The organism is Longitalea arenae (assembly GCF_016924755.1).
In the GTDB taxonomy this organism is placed as follows: domain Bacteria; phylum Bacteroidota; class Bacteroidia; order Chitinophagales; family Chitinophagaceae; genus Niastella; species Niastella arenae.
On the sequence record NZ_JAFFJX010000005.1, the window covers coordinates 456,309 to 476,145 of the forward strand.

Below are 19,837 nucleotides of genomic sequence, written 5' to 3' on the forward strand. Positions count from 1 at the left end.
CCTCATTGTATTCGAAAGTGTAAATCTCAAAATCTCGAAATCGCAAAGTCGCAAAATCCAAAATTGTATTTGAATGAAGCTGCTGGCAGCATTTATACGGCTTATACGTTCAGTGAACCTCCTGTTCATTGCCATTACCCAATTGCTGTTCCAGTATTGTATTGTAGCGCCCATTCTTCAAAAAGCAGGGGCGCCTCCGGTGCTGCCAATTCCTGTTTTTATTACCCTCGTCGCTGCTTCGGTATTGATCGCAGCAGCAGGTTATATCATCAACGATTATTTTGACCTTAACATCGACCTCGTGAACAAGCCCGATAAGCTGGTGGTGGAAAAGATCATCAAGCGCAGATGGGCGATCATCTGGCACCTGGTATTATCAGCCTTCGGAGTATTGTGCAGTGCTTATGTAGCCTGGAAAACCAGGAGCTGGTGGCTGATACCGGCCAATATCGGTTGTGTTGGCGCGCTTTGGTTTTACAGTACTATTTTCAAAAAGAAACTGTTGAGCGGTAATGTAATTATTTCATTGCTTACCGCCTGGGTCATTCTTGTCATTGGTTTCATTACCCATTACGGCGTGATAAAGAAACCGGAGGTATATGCGCTGGTAGATGCTTCCAAGTTGATGCGCCTCACCTTTCTGTATGCCGGCTTTGCGTTTATTATCTCCCTTATCAGGGAAGTGGTAAAGGATATGGAAGATATTCAGGGTGATGCCCGGTATGGCTGCAGGACCATGCCGATCGTATGGGGCATCAATGCTTCGAAAATTTTCACGGCCACCTGGCTCATTGTACTGCTTACTGCGGTGGTTATCATGATGGCATATATACTGCCATTCAAATGGTGGTGGGCGGCGGCCTACTGTGCGGTATTGATCATTCTTCCCATGCTGTTATTACTGCGCAAACTGGTGAAAGCGGTAACGCCGGCCCAGTTTCATTCGATAAGCACCTGGTTAAAGCTGATCATGCTAAGCGGTATTTTATCTATGTTGTTCTTTAAACTCTATTCATGACAATGAACGGTCCACGTATTATACTGGCTTCTCAATCGCCGCGGCGTAAACAATTGCTTGAATGGGCCGAGATCCCGTTTGAGATCATGGTGCAACCGACAGATGAAAGTTTTCCGCCTGATATGCCGGTCCCTGATGTGCCGGTTCATATTGCCAGGGAAAAAGCACTAGCGGTCAGAAAAAAATATACATCCCTGCATGACGATGACAATATTATTATTGCAGCTGATACGGTTGTGGTGTTAGGTAATACCATCATTGGAAAACCGAAAGACCGTGAAGATGCTTTGAGTATACTGGCCCGCCTTGCAGGCAATAAACACCAGGTGATAACCGGCGTGGTATTATTGAAAGGGGAACGGGAGATCGCTTTTGCAGATACCACCGATGTATGGTTTCACCCGCTTACTGCAGAGCAGATCGCATTTTATGTTGATAAATACCAACCTTATGACAAGGCCGGCGCCTATGCCATCCAGGAATGGATCGGGGTAATAGGCATTCGATCTATCCAGGGCGATTTTTATAATGTGATGGGCCTGCCCGTTAGCAGGGTGGTAGCGGAATTAGCTAATTTGCTGATGGGCTGATGTGCTAATGCTTCCATTTCGGGATTCCCGCCAATACTAAATAGTGCCGCCTTACAAGCTGTATTCATTAGCACATTGGCAAATTAGCACATTATCACATTTTTTCAGTAGCTTTATGTCTCTAGGTCCTCGATCAGTAGCCATTTAGCACGCTCATTAGTAGCCACTCTGTTCAGTAGCACATTTTCTAATCTCATATTTGCTTGTTGATATGACAGAAAGGCTATTGCAATACCTGTGGCAGTTCCAATATTATAATAAACAAAGCGCCATTCTCGACAATGGAGACACTTTCCAGGTCATTCATCCAGGGCGTTATAATACCAATCAGGGCCCCGATTTTCTCGAAGCAAAGATCAAAATAGAAGATACATTATGGGTTGGGCATGTTGAATTGCATCTCCGGACGTCTGACTGGTTCAGGCATGCGCATCAGTTAGACCGCAACTACGATAATGTGGTGTTGCATGTGGTGTGGGAGCATGACCTGCCAGATAAGGACACCCGAATACCGGTTTTTTCCATGCAGTCGAATGTACCGATACTGCTGCTGGAGCAATATGAACACTGGATGAATAACAGCGGTTTTATTGCCTGCGGAAGCCAGATACGTGATGTGTCGCGGATCATCTGGATCTCGTGGCGCGAGCGGCTGCTGGCCGAACGTATGCAACGTAAATCGGCGATGGTCTTTGCTTTCCTGCTGCAATCGAACCAGCATTGGGATGAAAGCTTCTGGTGGCTGCTGGCCCGCAATTTTGGAGCCGTGCTGAATTTTGAACCCTTTGAGGCCATGGCCAGATCATTACCGCTCACCCTGCTGGCCCGTTACAGAAATAATTTACCTGTGCTGGAAGCGCTGTTACTGGGGCAGTGTGGTTTGCTGGAAGCAGATCTTTCAGGCGAATACCCGGCGATGCTGCAACGGGAATACCTGCATCTTAAAGCAAAGTTTCAGTTGCAGCCGGTAAGGCAACCTGTACATTTTTTGCGTACGCGCCCGGTTAATTTTCCCACCATCCGCCTGGCGCAGCTGGCGAGGCTGATCCATGGATCAACACAGCTGTTTGCCTATATCAAGGATACAGTGCAGCTTAACGATGTAAGGAACTGGCTGGCAGTAACAGCCAGTGAGTTCTGGGATCAGCATTATACATTTCAGAAAACCTCGGGTCACCGGCCGAAAAAGCTGGGTAACCAAATGATAGATACGCTTATCATTAATACGGTAGTACCGGTTTTATTTGCCTACGGTTCATTGCACAATGAGGAACAGTACAAGAACCGGGCGCTCAACTGGCTCGATGAGCTGGAACCTGAAATGAACGCCGTCACCAATGGTTATGCCGCGCTGGGTGTCGTTAACAAAAGCGCCTGCGATTCCCAGGCCCTGCTCGAATTAAAAAGCCGGTATTGCGACCCCCGCAAATGCCTTGATTGCGCCGTAGGCAATGCCTTGCTGAAAAGATCGGTCGCTGTTGGCCTGGAAACGAACAAAACCGGTTACCAGCAGGTCAGCCTTTAACAATCCATCTAAGCCACCATATTATCCAGGTGAAGGTCCTGTAAAAGGGGCGTTCTTTCGCCTGGTTATGAGCTTCTTTGTGCCACGAACAATAATTTTTACAGCTGAAAAATCGCGTAAATGCTTTATTATTGCCGGATATCCTGGTTTGGGATAATCCGTTATTGGTGGTGAATCACTTTCAAAAAATATGATTAAAGGACAAAAAGTAGTAGTAGTGCTGCCGGCATATAATGCAGCCAAAACGCTTCGGCCAACCTATGATGAAATCGACAGATCGATTGTAGATGACGTGATCCTGGTGGATGACGCCAGTAAAGATGATACCATTGCAGTAGCCCGTGAGATCGGCATTCAACATATTATCCGGCACGAGAAGAACAAGGGTTATGGCGGCAACCAGAAATCCTGCTATAATAAGGCCCTGGAAATTGGGGCAGATATCGTCGTCATGCTGCACCCCGATTATCAGTACACGCCTGCTTTAATAACGCCCATGGTATCACTGATCGCCAATAAGGTATATCCGGTGGTGCTCGGCTCACGGATCCTCGGCAAGGGCGCTTTAAAGGGCGGCATGCCGATGTACAAATACATCTTCAACCGGATGCTTACAATGACCCAGAATATTTTGATGGGTCAGAAATTGTCGGAGTACCATACCGGCTACCGGGCTTATCATAAAGACGTTTTGCTGTCGATCCCATACCAGGATAATTCCGACGACTTTGTGTTCGACAATGAGCTGCTGGCACAGATCTTTTTCAGAGGTTATGAAATAGCGGAGATCACCTGTCCTACCAAATATTTCGATGAAGCATCTTCCATTAATTTCAGGCGCAGTTCTATTTATGGAATGGGCGTTTTACGGGTAAGTCTGCAATATTTTTTGCATAAAGCAGGGATCGCTAAATTCAAATTGTTTAAGAAAATAAGTAAGTAATTTAGCTAACAATACAAATGGGCCTGCAAGGGCCCATTTGTATTGTTAGTTGGAATTGTCGGTTATTTCATTTCCCATTTGGCAATGCGTTGCGACCAGCCTACGAGCAGGCTGTTATGCGCCATATACAATAACATCAGCGGGAATATTTTAAACAATCCTCTTTTGGTTGAATTGTTCAGATCGAGCAGGGGTAAGAGGTAGCCCAGCAAGGGGAAACCCAGGTAAATGACCAGTACGGCATAGAGCCAGTTACGGGTGGTATTGTTCAACCTGCGTTTGATCACCAGTTCGAGCAGCAGCAGTCCAATGAACAGATAGATGAAATAGCCGTAATAGCCAACACCCGTATCACTGAAGATCAGTTGGCTGTTGATATCAGAAAAACGGGTAAAGAAGGGCGAGAGATCGCCAAGGTTCTTGTTTACCTGTCCCTGGATATTATACTGCACCGGCAGGTAGCGATTGATATAGATCGAAACGGAAATAATATACGCTAAAACAGAAGGAACCACAAAAAAGGCGCTGCTGATCAATCCTTTTACAATACCGGTCTTATTCTTCCAATGATACCAGACGATGGCGGGCACCATTAAACAGGCCAGGATAAGGGTCTCTGACCGGATATAGGTGGCAATGGCCATTAGCAAACCGGCAAATGAGAGGTAGTTGCGTTGCTGGTTCTGAAAAAATAAATACAGGAACCAGACCGACAGGAAGAAGAAGACGGCATTGCTATAGTCGAACAACACCATAAAGGTGTAAGCAAACATTTCGGGAATGGCCATAAAGAAGAGGACCAGCAATCCGGCAAAAATGCGGTGGATGGTAAGGGTAAGCGCGTGGTATAAGAAAATGATAAAGCAGGCCACAATGGTGCTTAACCAAATCTGTCCGAATGCAAAGCCAGCATATTTATAAATGATCTGCAGGCAGGTGATATAGGGCGGTTTGAAAATATTGTTGGTCGATTCCAGGTTTACTGAAAATACCGAATTGATCATGGTCTTTTCGCGGATGGCGTATTCTGCGATCACTTCTGCGCCCGAAGTAAGGTCGCGGGGGGTAGGGGGAAAGTAAAAACAGCGCCAGGCACTCACAAATACAATGAAGATGATCATCGCCACGAAAGGGATCTCGTATATTTTGATCTTAAAACGAGTGGTGCTCCAAAGTTCTTTTAAACGGGCCAGTCCCGATCTAAACTTAATATTTAAAAGGGCCGTTGCTGCTATTATCGAAATGAATATGTTAGCGGAGGTCAATGGAATAAAGGCCAGCTGTAAAATAAAAGGCATTACAGAAAAAACAGCTACTCCTAATAATATGGCCAGGGAAATAAGCAGGCCGGGTTTCAGGTCTATTTTAAACAGGTTAATGAGGCCAAAACCTGCAATAAACTGTATGATCGTTAAAAGCAGAATGATCATTATGCCGCTCATAAGGAAATTTTGTATTTGTTAAATGCTGCAATCGTATCCAGTAAAGCCTGTTTATTGGTAACGGTGTCAAACATCAGTCCGCCCCCTTTGGCGGTAATATACCAATTGGCTTTTGACGCTTCAGGACTGTTGGCCCAAATGGTCTTTAAACCGGAGAAATAATAGAATACGGCCGGCTCGGGCACATGAATGTTCAGGCCATGGGCGTTGAAATAATCGGTAGGCGGCACCAGTACCAATACTTTGTCGGCTGATCCTCTTTTTTCAAAAAAGCCGGCTACATTTTTGGCAAACAGGTAATCGGTTTGGTAGCGGGCCAGTTTTCGTTCTTCCAGGTCGAGGTTCAATTTCTGTTCTTTAAAATCTTCCCAATAGGGCATGATCCTTTGATCGAACCAGAATTTATTGGGGGTCAATCCGAAGAAGATCAGGAGCGCCATAATGGAAGTCACCAGTAAAATAAAGCCTTTAAAACCATTGGTGGCGGCGGGAGCGGTTTGCCTGGCTGCAGGTTTGGCCGCTGGCGATGCTGGAACCGGTTGGGGACTGCTGGTGGTTGCAGTACGTGCAGTCTTCTTTTTCTTCATCTAAATGGTTTTATATTTTCAATGGCTGCTAAGCAGGATCTCAGGCTCCATATCTGCGCACACGCGTTTAACGCCTTGATCTTACAAATATTATAACTTTTTATCAGGCTTCCGGGGACTATGCCGGAATAATTTCGGCAATTTTAAAAAAATAAAAACGAAAAATACCAAATGAAGGAAAATAAGCGGGAATAAAAAAGAGGCGTCCGCCAGCTGGCGAATGCCTCTTTACCCAGTGTGATCATAGATATTGGTGGGTTCTTCCGGAATTGGAATCAATCTGTTGTTACCCCCTGGGGGTGGTTTTTCAAAGTGTATTTCTGAACTAAAACAAACAGCTATGCTCTATGCATAGCACAGAACTAATTTCTTAAACTATATGTATGTGGAACTGCTTTCTTCCTGGGTGGTACACAGCGCCTACAAAATCTAAGGTCGCGGATCGTTTTTCGACAGTATATGTGGATTTCCTCTTTTCTCACTAAAATCATTCCTATCTCGTTGTTTCGAGAAAAAAATGTATATGATCAATAAATTTGGTTCGTTTAGTCACAAGCATTATGCCATCCTTTTTTCTCATTACAGGCGTTTCGCATATTCAATAAGTTGAACACTATTCATTTAGTTTTCATATACCTTATGCAGCCCCTGAAATGCCTGATAAAGCGCATGAACTATCTCTTTACATTATCTTATCGGTTATAAAAAGAAAGCAGGTGTGCCTGATAAGGATTGGCACACCTGCTTTGTAGAACTAAATAACACGATCTTTATTAATTCCAGGTGAAGTTGAGCGGTATATGCAGCTTAATGCCATAGTTCCTGCCCATATTGAACACACCGGTGCGGCCGGTTACATTATTAACTGCTGTGTATTTTAAACGGCTTAAATGGCTTTGCCAGGCAATATCGCCCAGGTTGTTTGCTGTAAAGCGAAGACTGAACAGCGTTTTTCCCTGCCGCACGATATCGCCGCCAATGCCGGCATTGATGAGCCAGTAGCCTGGTGTGGCGGTTTCTGTAGCAAAACCGGTAAAAGGATGATCTTGTTTAAATGTATAATCACTCTCGATATCGAGACGCAGATTACGTACCGTTTTTCCTTTGGGAAGCAGGCTTACGGCAAGGTCTGTGAAGAGCCGGGCAGCGGGAATGTTGGGAATATTCTTTGTGCCATCTACCGCTTCAGTAAATTGGGCCCGGGTATAAGAGAATGCATTTTTGAAGTGTAACCAGTCAAGCGGGTGGGGATGGATGTCAATGGCCAGTTCTGCACCATATAAATTCGCATCTTTCTGATCAAAACGATATACGGTCAACTCATCACCGGTTTCAGGATCGTTGAGGATTGAGTCGTTACCGGTACTGTTCAGCACTTTTTCATAAAAGATAAAATGATTGATATGGTTGTAGAACAGGCTGGTTTCCAGCGAAACGTGTTCAGAGTTCAGCTCGAAGCCGCCGTCTATCTGTAAACTGGTCTCAGACTTCAGGTCATTGTCACCGACCTCGTACCGGTTTGTGCCTTCATGTGCGCCATTGCTGGCCAGCTCTGCGAGATTGGGCGCTCTGAAACCACGCGCCACATTGAGCTTAAATGTGAGCAGCTCATTAGCGGCATAACTCAGCCCCACACTTCCTGATACATTGGAAAAATTACGGCTGAAGCCGGTGAATTTGGTCTCGTTATCAATATCCATCGCTTCCCCGTTCACGTGGCGGCTATCGAACCGGAGCCCGCCACTGAGCGACCATTTATTTTTATTGTAATGCGTGTATACAAAACCCCCAAGATCAAACAGATCGTAATCGGGAATAATCGCTTCCTCTGCCTTATTGGTATTGGTTTGCGACATACCGTTTACGCCGATCGTTGTTTTCCAGTATTGGGTGGAAGGCAAATGCCAGCGCAATGCATAATTCACCGTTCTCAAATTGAACCAGGCTTTGGGAGTATTTGCTTCATCGGGATTGCCGTATTCCTGCCGCTGGTTTTGCTGATACCCTAAAGCCAGATCCAGGCTGCCTTTACCTACTGAAAAATTGTTCTCGGATAAGATCTTAAAGTGACGGATATGCTGGTATGGGATCTGGGGACTTATTTTCTTAAAATCGTCGTCGCTTGCAATGCCTTCATCTCCGCCAGGCAGGGCTTTCAGAAAGGCGCCTGTAGCACTGTCGCGATCGCCTTCCACCATACCAATGCGTTGGTCAAAATTACTTACCAGTAAATGGCTATAACCCCAGGAGCCGTTATAGCCGAGCATGCCGCCGAAATTCTGGTTATAGAACTTCGAATTAAATACGCGGCCATCGTATTTATTCTTGTAATCCTCAGCGCCTTTGTATGAACCATATACATTCCAGCTAAACCCGTTCTTTGTGCCCGCCACATCGCCATAAAAACCGCGCAGCGCATTGTTGCTCTGGTATTCACTCAGGATGTTGGCGGTAATACGACCATCGGCAACCGGCCTTTGTGAAATGATATTGATCACACCCGCCAATGCATCACTGCCATACATCAGGGAAGCAGGGCCCTTTAATACCTCTATACGTTGAATGCTGTAATCGTCTATTTCAATACCATGTTCATCTCCCCATTGCTGGCCTTCCTGCCGCATGCCATCGTTGATGGTGACCACCCGGTTATAACCGAGGCCGCGGATAAAGGGTTTTGAAATGGCGGGGCCGGTGGACAAATTATTTACCCCCGGCACTGTTTTGGTCAACGCATCGATGGCATTGGTGGATGACACATTGAAAAGCTGTTCTTTCCTGATCACATCTACTGGCTGGGGCGATTGCCTGATGCGGGTAGCAGCCGACACGCCGGTCACCGTAACTTCCTCATTTTCCACCACGGCTTCTTTGAGGGAAAAATCCTTTTGTGTTTCACCCTGTACGGGTACTGATTCAATAATAGAAGAGTAACCCCGGTAGGTGATCTCAACCAGGTATTTACCGGTATTTAGATTGGTAATGCGGTACATGCCTTTATCGTCTGAGATCGTTCCCTTCTTCAGGTCATGTACATAAATGCTGGCGCCCGGCAGGGGCTCGCCTGTTTTGGCATCGGTTATTTTGCCGGTCAACAAGCTGGCCACCGGCGCAGCAACAGGTACCGGTTGGTTACCGGGAGCAAGTTCCTGCTGGCTATAGCTATAAAAATGAATTAGAGAATATATAAATGTAAGGATCGCACTTACTGATTTCATAAATGAATGATTGAAACAGTCCGTATGGCCTGGTTGGATTAAATTGACTGATTGGTTGTTAAGGGAGCGGAGCACAGATGGCAACAGGCACTGGTGCAAACATCAAATTATTGATGGCTATACCAATACGAGACATGCTGCTACTGCGGGAACTCAGCGGAGCTCAGGCCAGCACGGGGGGAGCGCGAAGCGAATGAAAATACTTATATACCGCAGGGATGGAAAAAACAGGAGCGGCTTGCGGCGGATTCTTCACTGCAACCGGTGGTGTGATAGCCGGAACGGTCGTTTCTGTGAATGGCAGATTGAAATCGTTGATACAACCGCAGGCAAACTGTATTTCCTGGCTGGAAATGGGTTTTGATGGTGTATTATGTTTACCGGGCGCATGCAGCCAGTTGTGCAGGTGAAGGCTCATGCCCATCTTCTGGCTGAACAGCAGAATAAGTAAGACGGTGCTGAGCTTTGTTATAATACGCTTTCCGGTCATCAGTCACAAAAGTAGATAAATTTGCAACAACAGTACAAAAAATAATGTGCTAATATGCTAATCAGCTAATGTGCTGATGCGCAGAAGGTAGTCTGCGCTTCGCGCCTCAGGCTTTAATGCAACTGCACAGCTGCTACAACTATAGACCTGCAAAAGATGTTCACCAAACCAGGTTATCACCTGTATTTATTAGCACATTAGCACATCAGCAAATCAGCTAATCAGCAAATCAGCTAATCCTGTTTTTCGCTCCCCAATCGCTCAGGCTGTTCAGCACGGCCTTGAGGGAATTGCCTTTTTCGGTGAGTTCATATTCTACGCGGGGAGGTACTTCAGCGTACACGAGCCGTTTAATGAGTCCGTCTTTTTCGAGCTCCCGCAACTGCAATACCAGCATGCGTTCTGTTACCTGCGGTATGGAGTCGCGCAGGGCGCTGTACCGCATTTTGCCATGGGTCAGGCGCCAGAGGATGGCCGGTTTCCATCTGCCGCCGATGGTGGAAAGCGTATAGGACATACCGCAATCCTTCTCCATTTGCTGTTTATTAAGGGTATTGGTTGAATTCTCCTTTCGCATTACTTACATTTTTGATAGTACCTAACAACATTTTATGTACCGGCAAATGTACTATGCAGCCAATAGTTTTGCAAGCAATAAAAATGATAACATGAAGAGTTTAACAAACAAGGTCGTATTCATTACCGGTGGAAGCCGGGGCATCGGAGCGGGTATAGCTAAACGTATGGCGGCTGCAGGCGCCGATGTGGTGATCACGTATGTGCAATCTGCCAGTCAGGCAAAACAGGTAACCGATGAAATCACAAAGACCGGAAGTAAGGGATTGGCCCTTCAGGTTGACAGTGCTTCACCAGATGCTATCAGCGGCGCGATAGAAAAAGCCGTTTCAACGTTTGGCCGCATCGACATCCTGGTTAATAATGCCGGTGTATATATTGCCAAACCATTGGCTGATCTAACGCTCGCCGATTTTGAGACCAGCGTGGCAGTGAATGTGCGCGCCGTTTTTGTCGCTGCGCAAAAAGCTGCTCAATACATGCAGTCCGGTGGCCGCATTATCACCATTGGCAGTAATATGGCAGAGCGGGTGACCTTCCCGACCGGAAGCCTGTATGCCATGAGTAAATCAGCTTTAATTGGTTTAACGAAAGGACTGGCCCGTGATCTTGGTGAAAAGGGCATTACAGTGAACCTGGTACAACCGGGTCCTATCGATACCGACATGAACCCGGCGACCAGTGCGCATGCCAGTATGCTCACCAGCGCCATGGCCGTTCAACAATATGGCAAACCGGAAGACATAGCCGAACTGGTTGCTTACCTGGCCAGTGCCGAAAGCTATTTTATGACCGGGGCTGCATTGACTATTGACGGCGGATTTAATATCTAATGAGATGCTGGTATTACAGAAGGTATTCTCTGCTCACTGGTATGGTGGGATTATTACTGTTATCACCAGGCGAATTTGGCAATAACTGTGCAAACTGCAGGATGATAAGCATCAAAAAACCCTCACGGTATTACTGTGAGGGTTTTGTATTTCGACATAATTGATGAGGCAGAGATAATAATGATAATAATGAAACGTTGAGAAGAGGGATTACAAAGACGAAAATGTACCTGAATCCTGCTCCCTGTAGGGCTTCACATCAAAAAATATTTACTCCATTGGACACACTTTTTAATACCAGTAACGCTGTTAAACGCTTTCCCACATGGTATTTTCGGTGGCTATCACCTGCATTGTTCCGTTAGAGGACAATGTTACATTCTTTAATGTGTACAAGCCGGGCTTACAGTTTCCTGGAACTGTTAAACCATCAACGATTGCTTCGGCCGGCAGACTGCCTCCATCACCGGCGTTAACCTTTTCAACGATTTCAATTGATTGCATCGGGCAGAAATAAAGTACCATTTTCCCGAAATTGCTTTCTAATCTAACCGGAGAAATGTTAGCTGTCACTGTTTCACCATGTGACAGTTTTTCTTCTTTCATTCTTTGTTGCAGTACATGCGGCTGAGAATAAGAAGTAATAACTACCGGTGTAGATTTTTCTGACTCTGTGGGCTTGCCCTTTGCACCAAAGAGATTGCTGAAAAGGGAGGTGTGTTCTTTTTTCATATCTCTTAAATTTTTAGTTACTAAAAACAATACTAAAAGAGGTCATCTTATACGTGCGTATAATTCTGGCTTAATAACTTATAGTTCCGATCTAAAAACAGTAAATAGGATACAGCATTGTACAATTCGTCTTTCTTCGGATCTGTTAGCGGTGTTATAAAGGTTCTAGTGCATATTATCGGCTCAAATAGGGTGGAGCTAAAAAGAGGATAATATGATTCAATGATTCTACTAAACTAGACAGCGTTTACCTGCAATTTGCTGCTTGTGTAATATTGGACTGGTGCATGCAAAAAGGTATGCTGAAACAAACTATGCTTTGATCTGGATGTTCTCAAAATGGAGATAATGACCCTGATGTGTTTCGTTAATTCGTCAATCGATCTGGTGCCTGTGTGAAGTTGTTGAATTATCTTCCCCCACTTTGCAAACACACTCGTAATGTGCATACTTCCTATGATAAAAGATCAAAAATTATGCCGGGCAAATTATCCTCACATGCTTCAATACGATCTGTTGTTCTTTTATGATTGCCTTAATTCATTTCGTTCTGTTCTCTTGTTAAACCGTTTTGTCGTTGCCTACACTTCTTTTACCTTACGATGATTTGCTGTTAAGCGTTGGGCAAAAAACGCTGCGTCGCACGCAGTGAAAGAAGTGTTAATACATGCCTGTACTCTTCACTGCATGTATCAAACTGGCCTTAACAAAACAATTGCCGAAGGTGATATTTCTTATTATGTCTTTCTAACCTAATTTAATCATTTTTTCTGGTAAACTAATGCATAAATCCACATTAAAATTTTTTTGCCAAAAGCAGAAAGGCATCACCCCGCGGTAAATGAAAAAGGGGCAATGCCTTTCTGGTGTATTGGTGCTAACAGTTAGTCTACTCAACAGGAATACTTTCCTCTTTCTCGCCGAAAACATATTTGTTAAACCATAGCCAGTTGTGCCAAACGGCTGCTAATCTTTCTTTGGGTTTACTGATGCTATGTCCGAACCCTTTGTAAACGATGAGTCGCGAGGGCACTTTGCGATCCTGCAAACCGCGATATAATTCATAGGCATTCGGAATGGGTACACGCTTGTCGAATTCGCCATGTTGGATGAGCGTAGGCGTAGTTGCCTGGTTAATGTTTGTCATCGGCGATGTTTTAAGATAGATCTCCATATCGTTCCAGGGAGTGTTCTGCAAATATTCGCGCGTAAATGGCGTTATGTCAGTGTTTACATAGTATGTCACCCAGTTTGAAATGCCCGCGCCTACCGAGATGGCTTTGAAAATATGGGTGTTGGTGGTTAAGAAAGCCGAGATATATCCTCCCTGGCTCCAGCCCATGGCGCCCATCCGCGCCGTATCGATCAAACCTTTGCTGTTTAAGTATTCTACGCCGCTCACTACATCCCACATATCACCCACGCCGAGGTTACGCACGTTCAGGGAACGGAACTTTTCTCCGTAGCCGGCACTGCCCCGGTAATTCACCCGCAGCACCAACGCGCCTTTCTCTACCCATTGAATGAGTGGATATACATATGCCGCCGTAGGATCCGGAATATCGGTTCCGGTTGGACCGCCATGGATCAATACCAACAGCGGGTATTTCTTTTTCGGGTCATAACTGGCCGGTTTCGATAGGACGCCTTCGATAGTTATACCGTCCCTGCTTTTCCATTGAATGACCTCACTCACGGGTGTCTTCCAGCCAGCAAGCTGTTCCGTGAAATTGGTGATCTTTTTCAGCGGTTGCCTGAATATGCCCGTATAACAATCGGTCATTTCATTATAATTCCGGGCGAGCAGTGCAATTTTATCGGTGTTCCTGCTGAAAGAGATCGCCATGGAAAGATCATAGGGGAGATCAACCACCTTCGTTTTACCTGTCTTGGTATCTACGGTGAACAGTTTCTGTTTGGTTTTTTCGAGCGCGCTGAGAAATAAGCCGTGTTTGTTCCAATCTACAATTGACCGGTATTCGTCGAGATCAGTGGCAATTTCCCGGCTGCTTTTCGTTTCCATATCATAGACGAACAAGCGATTGTTCTTATAATAGTCTGAAATACTGTCATTCACCGGGCTTTGATACACGAATGCCTTTCCGTCGGGACTCCAGCGGCCGATAAAATCGCCGGTAGGGTTGCGCACCAGGGTATCCACTTTTTTGGTGGCGATGGTAAGCAGCGCTATATCGGATGTAATGCCCGACAGGATGAGCGGATCACGCTGTTTGGTAAAGAGGATCTGTTTTCCATCGGGGCTCCAGGCATAATTGCCCACCGTGAAATGGCCACCGGTAAGCCTTTTAGCTACCGGCAGGACCATGCAATCTGATCTTTTCAATGCCGCCGTATCTTTCTTCGCCGTATCTTTTTTAGTGTCGTAACAGGGAAGATGACCGGCCATTACCACAGAGTCATAACTGAAATCGAGCAGCCACAGATGCCGGTGTTTGTATTCTTCTCCCTCCACGCCAAAAGCGCCATACCGGTCCTTAAGCGTCTTTTCCTGTTTGTTGTCGGGTTCTGTTTTCAGCAGGGCGATCTGTGTTCCGGTATTGTTCCAGCCATAACTTAAGATCCCTTCCTCTTCTTTGGTCACCTGCAGGGCTTCGCCCCCGGCTACAGCAATAATATACAGCTGCGTCTTATCGCCCCGGTCGGCCAAAAAGCTCACGAATCTGCTATCGGGTGTAAAACGGGCAGCATAGCTGCTTCCTTTGACGGTACGGGTAAGCTGCACCGGTGCTTCTCCATCGCGGCTCATCCACAGTTCTGCATCATAGGCATTATCGGCCCAGTCGGTTGTATTGACCGAATAAACGATGGTTCTGCCATCGGGTGAGATCACAGGTTCACCGATCCTTTTCAGGCTTAACCATTTTTCGAAAGAAACAGAAGCGCCTTTTTGCGCCAGAATGGTAGTTGGTAAAAAGATAAAAAGCAAGAGGAGAAGGCGTGTCATATGTTGATGGTTTTTTTAAATGTACAAAAAAGCGCAGGCGGCCCCGGTTATAAAGTGATAAGTGGAATGGTATTTGGCGGGGCCTATTTTCCCCAATACGACGCCATGCTGTAATCGATGGCTTACAATGACCGGTGGCACTGATTTATACGGATTATAGCTTACAGGGATCAAAAAAGATATCCGTTATGGAAAAATGGTTTGTTTTATTAAGGGAAAAGCTGGAATCGTGGCTGGTGATGTTTATAAAAATGTTGCCTAACCTGGTACTGGCGATCCTGATCTTTATCGCTTTCTTTTTCCTGGCCCGGCTCCTGCGCAGGACCTTGTACAATATCCTGCTCAGGGTATCGCGGCAGCCGTCTATCAGCGGGTTGTTTGCCAGCATCTTTTTTATCGTGGTGCTTTTTGTTGGACTATTCATCAGCCTGCAATTGTTGCATCTTGATAAAACCATCGCCTCGCTGTTGGCCGGCGCAGGTATTATCGGACTGGCCCTGGGTTTTGCTTTCCAGGACCTGACAGCCAATTTTATTTCCGGCGTGTTTATCATTTTCAGAAAACCCTTCGATGTGGGCAATATCATCGATACCAATGGCTTTACCGGGATCGTTGAGGAAATACAATTGCGCTCTACTACCATCCGCACCTTCCAGGGCCTGCATATTATGCTGCCGAACAAAGATATTTTCCAGAAGCCGATCACTAATTATTCGCTGAGTGGTAAAAGACGCATCGATGTGGTGTTAAACCTGCCTGGCAGATCGAACCTGGCCCAGACAGAACAGCAAATCCGGAACGCGCTCACTGGTATCAGGGAAGTGAAGGATGACAGAATAGAGATACTATTCACCGATTACAACGGCGACACCGTGAAAATGGAGGTACATTGCTGGATTGACAATACGATTGAAATGGGCTTTATAAATACCCGCGATAAAATATTACGGCAGGTGCATTCAGCCGTTACGCAAGGGCAAAGTTCTCAGCCTGCCAACTCTACCCCATGAACGGTGGCCTGTGCATACATATTTATCCATTGATGATGGATCCACCGTTGGGGTGCAATACCTGTCCGGTCATATAAGAAGCATCCTTCGAAGCCAGAAAGAGATAACTGGGGGCTACTTCAACCGGTTCACCGGCCCTTTGTAAGGGCGTATCTTCTCCATGATGTTTATTGCTTTCTGCATCGAAGCTGCTCATGGCGAGCGGGGTCCAGATGGGCCCGGGCGCAACACCGTTCACCCTGATCTCTTTTTCTACCAGGCTGGAAGAAAGGCTGCGTGTAAATGCGACAATTGCACCTTTGGTGGCGGAATAATCGAGCAGATCGCGATGACCCATGTAGGCCGTTACAGAAGTGGTATTGATGATTGCGCTGCCTTTTGGCATATGCGGCACCGCCGCTTTAGTGATCCAGATCATGGCAAATACATTCACCTGGAAAGTGCGAATGAGGTTTTCTGTTTTAATGTCTTCAATACTTTCGGTATGGTGCTGGGTGCCTGCATTGTTCACAAGGATATCGATACGGCCATACTCTTTAACGGTAGTTTCAACCAGTTGCCGGCAAAAATCTTCCTGGCTGATATCACCCTGGATCAGCAGGGCTTCACCGCCATATTTTTCAATAATGGCTTTTGTATTCTGCGCGTCTTCTTCACCTTTATAATAATTGATGGCAACTTTGGCCCCTTCTTTCGCAAACAGAATAGCTACTGCTTTACCGATGCCGCTGCCGCCACCGGTGATAAGGGCTATTTTGCCTTTGAGTTTTCCACTGGCTACATAATGTACATCATCAACCACCGGTTGATGCTCCATTTGTTTTTCAGTGGTTATTGCCGATTCCTTTTCTGCTGTTGCATTGTTGGCTGTATGGTTCGGTTGCATCGTAATACGTTTAATGGTTTGCTGGTGAAACGGTTCCGGTTTCCAGGTTGATCTTTTCCAGGTCTTTGTCGGCCGGCCCTGTCAGCACTTTTCCGCTGGCATCGTACCTTGCGCCATGGCAGGGGCAATCCCAGGTCTTTTCCGTAATATTCCATGCTACGGTACATTTCATATGGGTGCACCGCGGGTTGATCGCATAGAGCTGACCACTTTCATCTTTATACAAGGCAACGGTGTGTCCTTCCAGTTGAACGATCTTTCCTTCGCCCGGTGCGATCTCGGCAATGGCATCTATTTTTTCCCTGGCAAAAAATCCGGTGATCAATTGTTTGGCCACATCCACGTTCTCTTTTACAAAACTGGTAAAACCTGCTACGGGTTTTATGCGGTTGGGATCGAACAGCTTGATGCCTGGATTTTCCTTGTTTAAAACGATGTCGCTGAGTATGCGGGCGGCCACGGTGCTATAGGTCATGCCATTGCCGCCAAAACCGGTTGCCACCAGTATTTTGCCGGGGTTACCGGGCAGGTGACCGATATAGGGAAGCCCATCTGCCGGTTCAAAATATTGTGACGACCATCTGTACGCGATCTCCTGCACATTGAAATGGGACCTAATGTGGCTTTCCAGTGTATTAAATGAAGCATTTGTATTATCGGTATGGGCAGTTTTGTGGTCTTCACCGCCTACGATCAGGTAAGGCTCGCCATCTATCATTTGTGTTCTGTAATAATGATATGGATCGTACATATCGTAGCTGAGATCGGCCGGGTAGCTTTTGTCGGTGAGGCGAACGGCCATGGCATAAGACCGGTAGGGGGCGCAACGCAGGTGTAACAGGTTTATACCGGGTGGGATATGCGTAGCATAGATCAGCCATCCGGCCTGAATATCGCCGGCATCGGTTTTAATGATCACCGGATCGGTATTCTCTGTATCGTGTACGCGGCACTGTTCCAGGATCGATCCACCCGCTTCTTCAAACGCTTTGGCCAGGGCCAGTACATATCGTAGCGGGTGAAATTTAGCCTGCTGTTTTACTTCAATGGCCTTGTTAAATGGAATGGGCAGCGGAATGGCAGTAACGTAGGCGGCTGGCACGCCGGCTTCGAGGGTTGCTTTTCTGATGGCTTCCAACTCTTCGCTTTGTTTGTCGTTTTGTGAATACAGATAGGCGCTGGCTTCTTCAAAACCACAATCGATCTGATACCGGGCAATGTTGGCTTTAATGTCGTTTATGGCGCCGCGTGTAGCCTGCGCTACGAGATTGGCGTTATCTTTACCAAAATCGTTGGCAATGGTGTTGTAAGGTGTATCGAGCAGCGTATTAAGGTGGGCGGTGGTGCCGCCGGTAGTACCATAACATAAAGAATGGGCTTCGATCAGGAGGCACTGTAAGCCGGCCTGCTGCAGCATCAAAGCCGTGCTGATGCCGGTAATACCGCCGCCGGCAATTACAACATCGTACCTTTTCCCTGTTATAACGGGTCGAGTAGGAATATATGTGGTAGCCGTTTGTTGCCAAAGACTTATGTTGGCGCCGTCCCTTGCTATCATAACATGTTTTATCAAAATACCTGCAAATTTCATCCTGCAGGAAGAACATGTATGATGTAGAAAAAGGAAGCTATACAGGGAAAAAATTCCCCAGCAGGAATTCAGGGCCGGTTAAAACCAAATAAGCGCGCATCGTCGTTGGATTTCCCCAGTGCGAGCTGCGTAATGATCTGGGCAGCGATAATGCTGAAGGTGATGCCATTGCCACCGAGGCCAAGGGCAAAATAAGTATGTGGTTTGCCGGGCAGGTTACCAATATAAGGCAATCCATCTTTGGTAGAAGCAAAAACGCCGGCCCATTTAAAATCCGTTCTGAATGGTATAGCGGGAAACAGTTTGTGAAAGGCTTGCTCCAGTGACCGGGCTTTTGCATGAAGGGCTTTGTCGCGGCGCCGGGGATCGGAAAAATCATCGTCTTTGCCGCCTATGAGAATGCGGTTATCTTCTGTGGTGCGCAGGTATAAATAAGGCCGGTTGGTTTCCCAGATCAATGCATTTTGGTGCCAGTGATGATCGGTGGAATAGGGCTCGCTGATAATGGCGTAGGTGGAATGCAGGGTTTGCACTTTTTGCGAAATATAGCGTGCCGATTCATAACCGCAGGCAATAACCAGTTTACGGGCTTTGATCTTTTTTCCGGTATTGGTGATCAATTCAACGCCGCGTTTGTTTTCCGCGACATGCGTGATGGCGGTATGATCGTAGACTTCCAGTCCCAGTTGTTTGCATTGGTGTAATAGGGCGTGGGTGAGGCTATATGCCTTTACTTCTGCGGCATCACGGGAAAGCAGGGCCGCTTCTTTTTCAAAGCCAAACCAGTTTTTAATGGCGTTTTTGTCGAGCCATTGCAAGGCAATGCCAATTTGTTTGCGGAGCTGAAATTCTTTTTTGAGAAGGGATACATCTTTTTTGTAGGAGGCATATTGCAGACTGGGTCTTTTGCTGAAAGCCACTTCAGGCCATCGGCTGCAGATGGCTTCCAGGTCGGCTATGGCTTTCAGGCAAAGCAGGTAACTTCTAACGGCATCGCGTTCGCCACGCAACCTGATCAGATCTGTTAACGGAGTGTCGATCTCATATTGCAGTAAGGCGGTGCTGGCAGCCGTACTGCCCATACCAACGTGACGTTTGTCTACAACAACGGTCTTAAAGCCGGCATGGCAAAGATGCCAGGCTGCCAAGGCGCCGCTGATGCCTGCACCCATTATAACAATATCAGTATTTATATGCTGCTGCAGGGAAGGGTAGGAGTGAATAATGCCTTTATCGAGCAACCAAAAGGGAAAATCTGATCTCAGATCCATCTGTAGTAACAATTTTGGGTGAAAGGCGCATGATGTATGTTACAAGCTACAAGACTGATAGCAGTCACAGCAGGCAGTGAAAAGAACATGCCAGTGGCCGGTGGCATATCATTTGAAACGGGTGAATATGATAAACTTGTATGAATAAAAGGATCCGTTC

Annotated in this window: 16 protein-coding genes; 6 read left to right on the plus strand and 10 right to left on the minus strand. The window is 46.3% G+C overall.

Features of this window, described 5'->3' with window-relative positions:
• Positions 1 to 73 precede the first annotated feature (73 nt).
• From JT717_RS14555 to JT717_RS14570, 4 genes are all read left to right on the plus strand, one after another.
• Positions 74 to 1,018, plus strand: coding sequence for a geranylgeranylglycerol-phosphate geranylgeranyltransferase (locus JT717_RS14555; protein ID WP_205511211.1), 945 nt, complete (start codon positions 74 to 76; stop codon positions 1,016 to 1,018).
• A complete protein-coding gene (locus JT717_RS14560) occupies positions 1,015 to 1,608 on the plus strand; it encodes a Maf family protein (RefSeq protein WP_240348089.1) in 594 nt (197 codons plus the stop codon). The genes JT717_RS14555 and JT717_RS14560 overlap by 4 nt, the downstream gene beginning before the upstream one ends.
• Before the next feature lie 211 nt (positions 1,609 to 1,819).
• Positions 1,820 to 3,133 carry a DUF2851 family protein gene (locus JT717_RS14565; RefSeq protein ID WP_205511212.1) on the plus strand — a complete coding sequence of 438 codons (1,314 nt, stop codon included), beginning with the start codon at positions 1,820 to 1,822 and terminating at the stop codon, positions 3,131 to 3,133.
• 190 nt (positions 3,134 to 3,323) lie between these two features.
• Positions 3,324 to 4,076, plus strand: coding sequence for a glycosyltransferase family 2 protein (locus JT717_RS14570; protein WP_205511213.1), 753 nt, complete (start codon positions 3,324 to 3,326; stop codon positions 4,074 to 4,076).
• 62 nt (positions 4,077 to 4,138) lie between these two features.
• On the opposite strand, the gene JT717_RS14575 is transcribed toward JT717_RS14570, so the two are convergent.
• From JT717_RS14575 to JT717_RS14595, 5 genes are all read right to left on the minus strand, one after another.
• Entirely contained in the window at positions 4,139 to 5,518 is a 1,380-nt protein-coding gene (locus JT717_RS14575) for a hypothetical protein (RefSeq protein WP_205511214.1), read from the minus strand.
• Positions 5,515 to 6,105 carry a hypothetical protein gene (locus tag JT717_RS14580; protein ID WP_205511215.1) on the minus strand — a complete coding sequence of 197 codons (591 nt, stop codon included), beginning with the start codon at positions 6,103 to 6,105 and terminating at the stop codon, positions 5,515 to 5,517. The genes JT717_RS14575 and JT717_RS14580 overlap by 4 nt, the downstream gene beginning before the upstream one ends.
• 773 nt (positions 6,106 to 6,878) lie before the next feature.
• Positions 6,879 to 9,323: a TonB-dependent receptor gene (locus JT717_RS14585; protein WP_205511216.1), complete on the minus strand. Its 2,445-nt coding sequence runs from the start codon at positions 9,321 to 9,323 to the stop codon at positions 6,879 to 6,881.
• Positions 9,324 to 9,486: 163 nt separating this feature from the next.
• A complete protein-coding gene (locus JT717_RS14590) occupies positions 9,487 to 9,813 on the minus strand; it encodes a hypothetical protein (protein WP_205511217.1) in 327 nt (108 codons plus the stop codon).
• A gap of 229 nt (positions 9,814 to 10,042) precedes the next feature.
• A complete protein-coding gene (locus tag JT717_RS14595) occupies positions 10,043 to 10,390 on the minus strand; it encodes a winged helix-turn-helix transcriptional regulator (protein ID WP_205511218.1) in 348 nt (115 codons plus the stop codon).
• Between the two features lie 91 nt (positions 10,391 to 10,481).
• Between JT717_RS14595 and JT717_RS14600 the strand changes: the two genes are divergently transcribed.
• Positions 10,482 to 11,222, plus strand: a complete 741-nt coding sequence (locus tag JT717_RS14600) for an SDR family NAD(P)-dependent oxidoreductase (protein ID WP_240348091.1) — start codon at positions 10,482 to 10,484, stop codon at positions 11,220 to 11,222.
• Positions 11,223 to 11,531: 309 nt separating this feature from the next.
• On the opposite strand, the gene JT717_RS14605 is transcribed toward JT717_RS14600, so the two are convergent.
• Both JT717_RS14605 and JT717_RS14610 read right to left on the minus strand, forming a co-directional pair.
• A complete protein-coding gene (locus JT717_RS14605) occupies positions 11,532 to 11,954 on the minus strand; it encodes a hypothetical protein (protein ID WP_081155902.1) in 423 nt (140 codons plus the stop codon).
• An 889-nt stretch (positions 11,955 to 12,843) separates the two neighbouring features.
• Positions 12,844 to 14,919 (minus strand): S9 family peptidase, encoded by a 2,076-nt coding sequence (locus tag JT717_RS14610; RefSeq protein ID WP_205511220.1) that lies wholly within the window; start codon positions 14,917 to 14,919, stop codon positions 12,844 to 12,846.
• Between the two features lie 188 nt (positions 14,920 to 15,107).
• Here JT717_RS14610 and JT717_RS14615 point away from each other — a divergent pair, with 188 nt between their 5' ends.
• Positions 15,108 to 15,929: a mechanosensitive ion channel family protein gene (locus tag JT717_RS14615; RefSeq protein ID WP_205511221.1), complete on the plus strand. Its 822-nt coding sequence runs from the start codon at positions 15,108 to 15,110 to the stop codon at positions 15,927 to 15,929.
• Between the two features lie 22 nt (positions 15,930 to 15,951).
• On the opposite strand, the gene JT717_RS14620 is transcribed toward JT717_RS14615, so the two are convergent.
• The 3 genes from JT717_RS14620 to JT717_RS14630 all read right to left on the minus strand — a co-directional run bounded on the left by JT717_RS14620 (position 15,952) and on the right by JT717_RS14630 (position 19,677).
• Positions 15,952 to 16,815, minus strand: coding sequence for a glucose 1-dehydrogenase (locus tag JT717_RS14620; RefSeq protein WP_205511222.1), 864 nt, complete (start codon positions 16,813 to 16,815; stop codon positions 15,952 to 15,954).
• Between the two features lie 10 nt (positions 16,816 to 16,825).
• Positions 16,826 to 18,373 (minus strand): FAD-dependent oxidoreductase, encoded by a 1,548-nt coding sequence (locus tag JT717_RS14625; protein ID WP_205511223.1) that lies wholly within the window; start codon positions 18,371 to 18,373, stop codon positions 16,826 to 16,828.
• Between the two features lie 101 nt (positions 18,374 to 18,474).
• Entirely contained in the window at positions 18,475 to 19,677 is a 1,203-nt protein-coding gene (locus JT717_RS14630) for an NAD(P)/FAD-dependent oxidoreductase (protein WP_205511224.1), read from the minus strand.
• Positions 19,678 to 19,837 lie beyond the last annotated feature (160 nt).

Bases quoted from the DNA above. Each gene is read 5' to 3' on its own strand.
- JT717_RS14620 (WP_205511222.1), bottom strand. From the start codon at position 16,815: ATGCAACCGAACCATACAGCCAACAATGCAACAGCAGAAAAGGAATCG.
- JT717_RS14565 (WP_205511212.1), top strand. From the start codon at position 1,820: ATGACAGAAAGGCTATTGCAATACCTGTGGCAGTTCCAATATTATAAT.
- JT717_RS14630 (WP_205511224.1), bottom strand. From the start codon at position 19,677: ATGGATCTGAGATCAGATTTTCCCTTTTGGTTGCTCGATAAAGGCATT.
- JT717_RS14600 (WP_240348091.1), top strand. From the start codon at position 10,482: ATGAAGAGTTTAACAAACAAGGTCGTATTCATTACCGGTGGAAGCCGG.
- JT717_RS14590 (WP_205511217.1), bottom strand. From the start codon at position 9,813: ATGACCGGAAAGCGTATTATAACAAAGCTCAGCACCGTCTTACTTATT.
- JT717_RS14595 (WP_205511218.1), bottom strand. From the start codon at position 10,390: ATGCGAAAGGAGAATTCAACCAATACCCTTAATAAACAGCAAATGGAG.
- JT717_RS14625 (WP_205511223.1), bottom strand. From the start codon at position 18,373: ATGATAGCAAGGGACGGCGCCAACATAAGTCTTTGGCAACAAACGGCT.
- JT717_RS14575 (WP_205511214.1), bottom strand. From the start codon at position 5,518: ATGAGCGGCATAATGATCATTCTGCTTTTAACGATCATACAGTTTATT.
- JT717_RS14555 (WP_205511211.1), top strand. From the start codon at position 74: ATGAAGCTGCTGGCAGCATTTATACGGCTTATACGTTCAGTGAACCTC.
- JT717_RS14560 (WP_240348089.1), top strand. From the start codon at position 1,015: ATGACAATGAACGGTCCACGTATTATACTGGCTTCTCAATCGCCGCGG.
- JT717_RS14570 (WP_205511213.1), top strand. From the start codon at position 3,324: ATGATTAAAGGACAAAAAGTAGTAGTAGTGCTGCCGGCATATAATGCA.
- JT717_RS14580 (WP_205511215.1), bottom strand. From the start codon at position 6,105: ATGAAGAAAAAGAAGACTGCACGTACTGCAACCACCAGCAGTCCCCAA.
- JT717_RS14605 (WP_081155902.1), bottom strand. From the start codon at position 11,954: ATGAAAAAAGAACACACCTCCCTTTTCAGCAATCTCTTTGGTGCAAAG.
- JT717_RS14610 (WP_205511220.1), bottom strand. From the start codon at position 14,919: ATGACACGCCTTCTCCTCTTGCTTTTTATCTTTTTACCAACTACCATT.
- JT717_RS14585 (WP_205511216.1), bottom strand. From the start codon at position 9,323: ATGAAATCAGTAAGTGCGATCCTTACATTTATATATTCTCTAATTCAT.
- JT717_RS14615 (WP_205511221.1), top strand. From the start codon at position 15,108: ATGGAAAAATGGTTTGTTTTATTAAGGGAAAAGCTGGAATCGTGGCTG.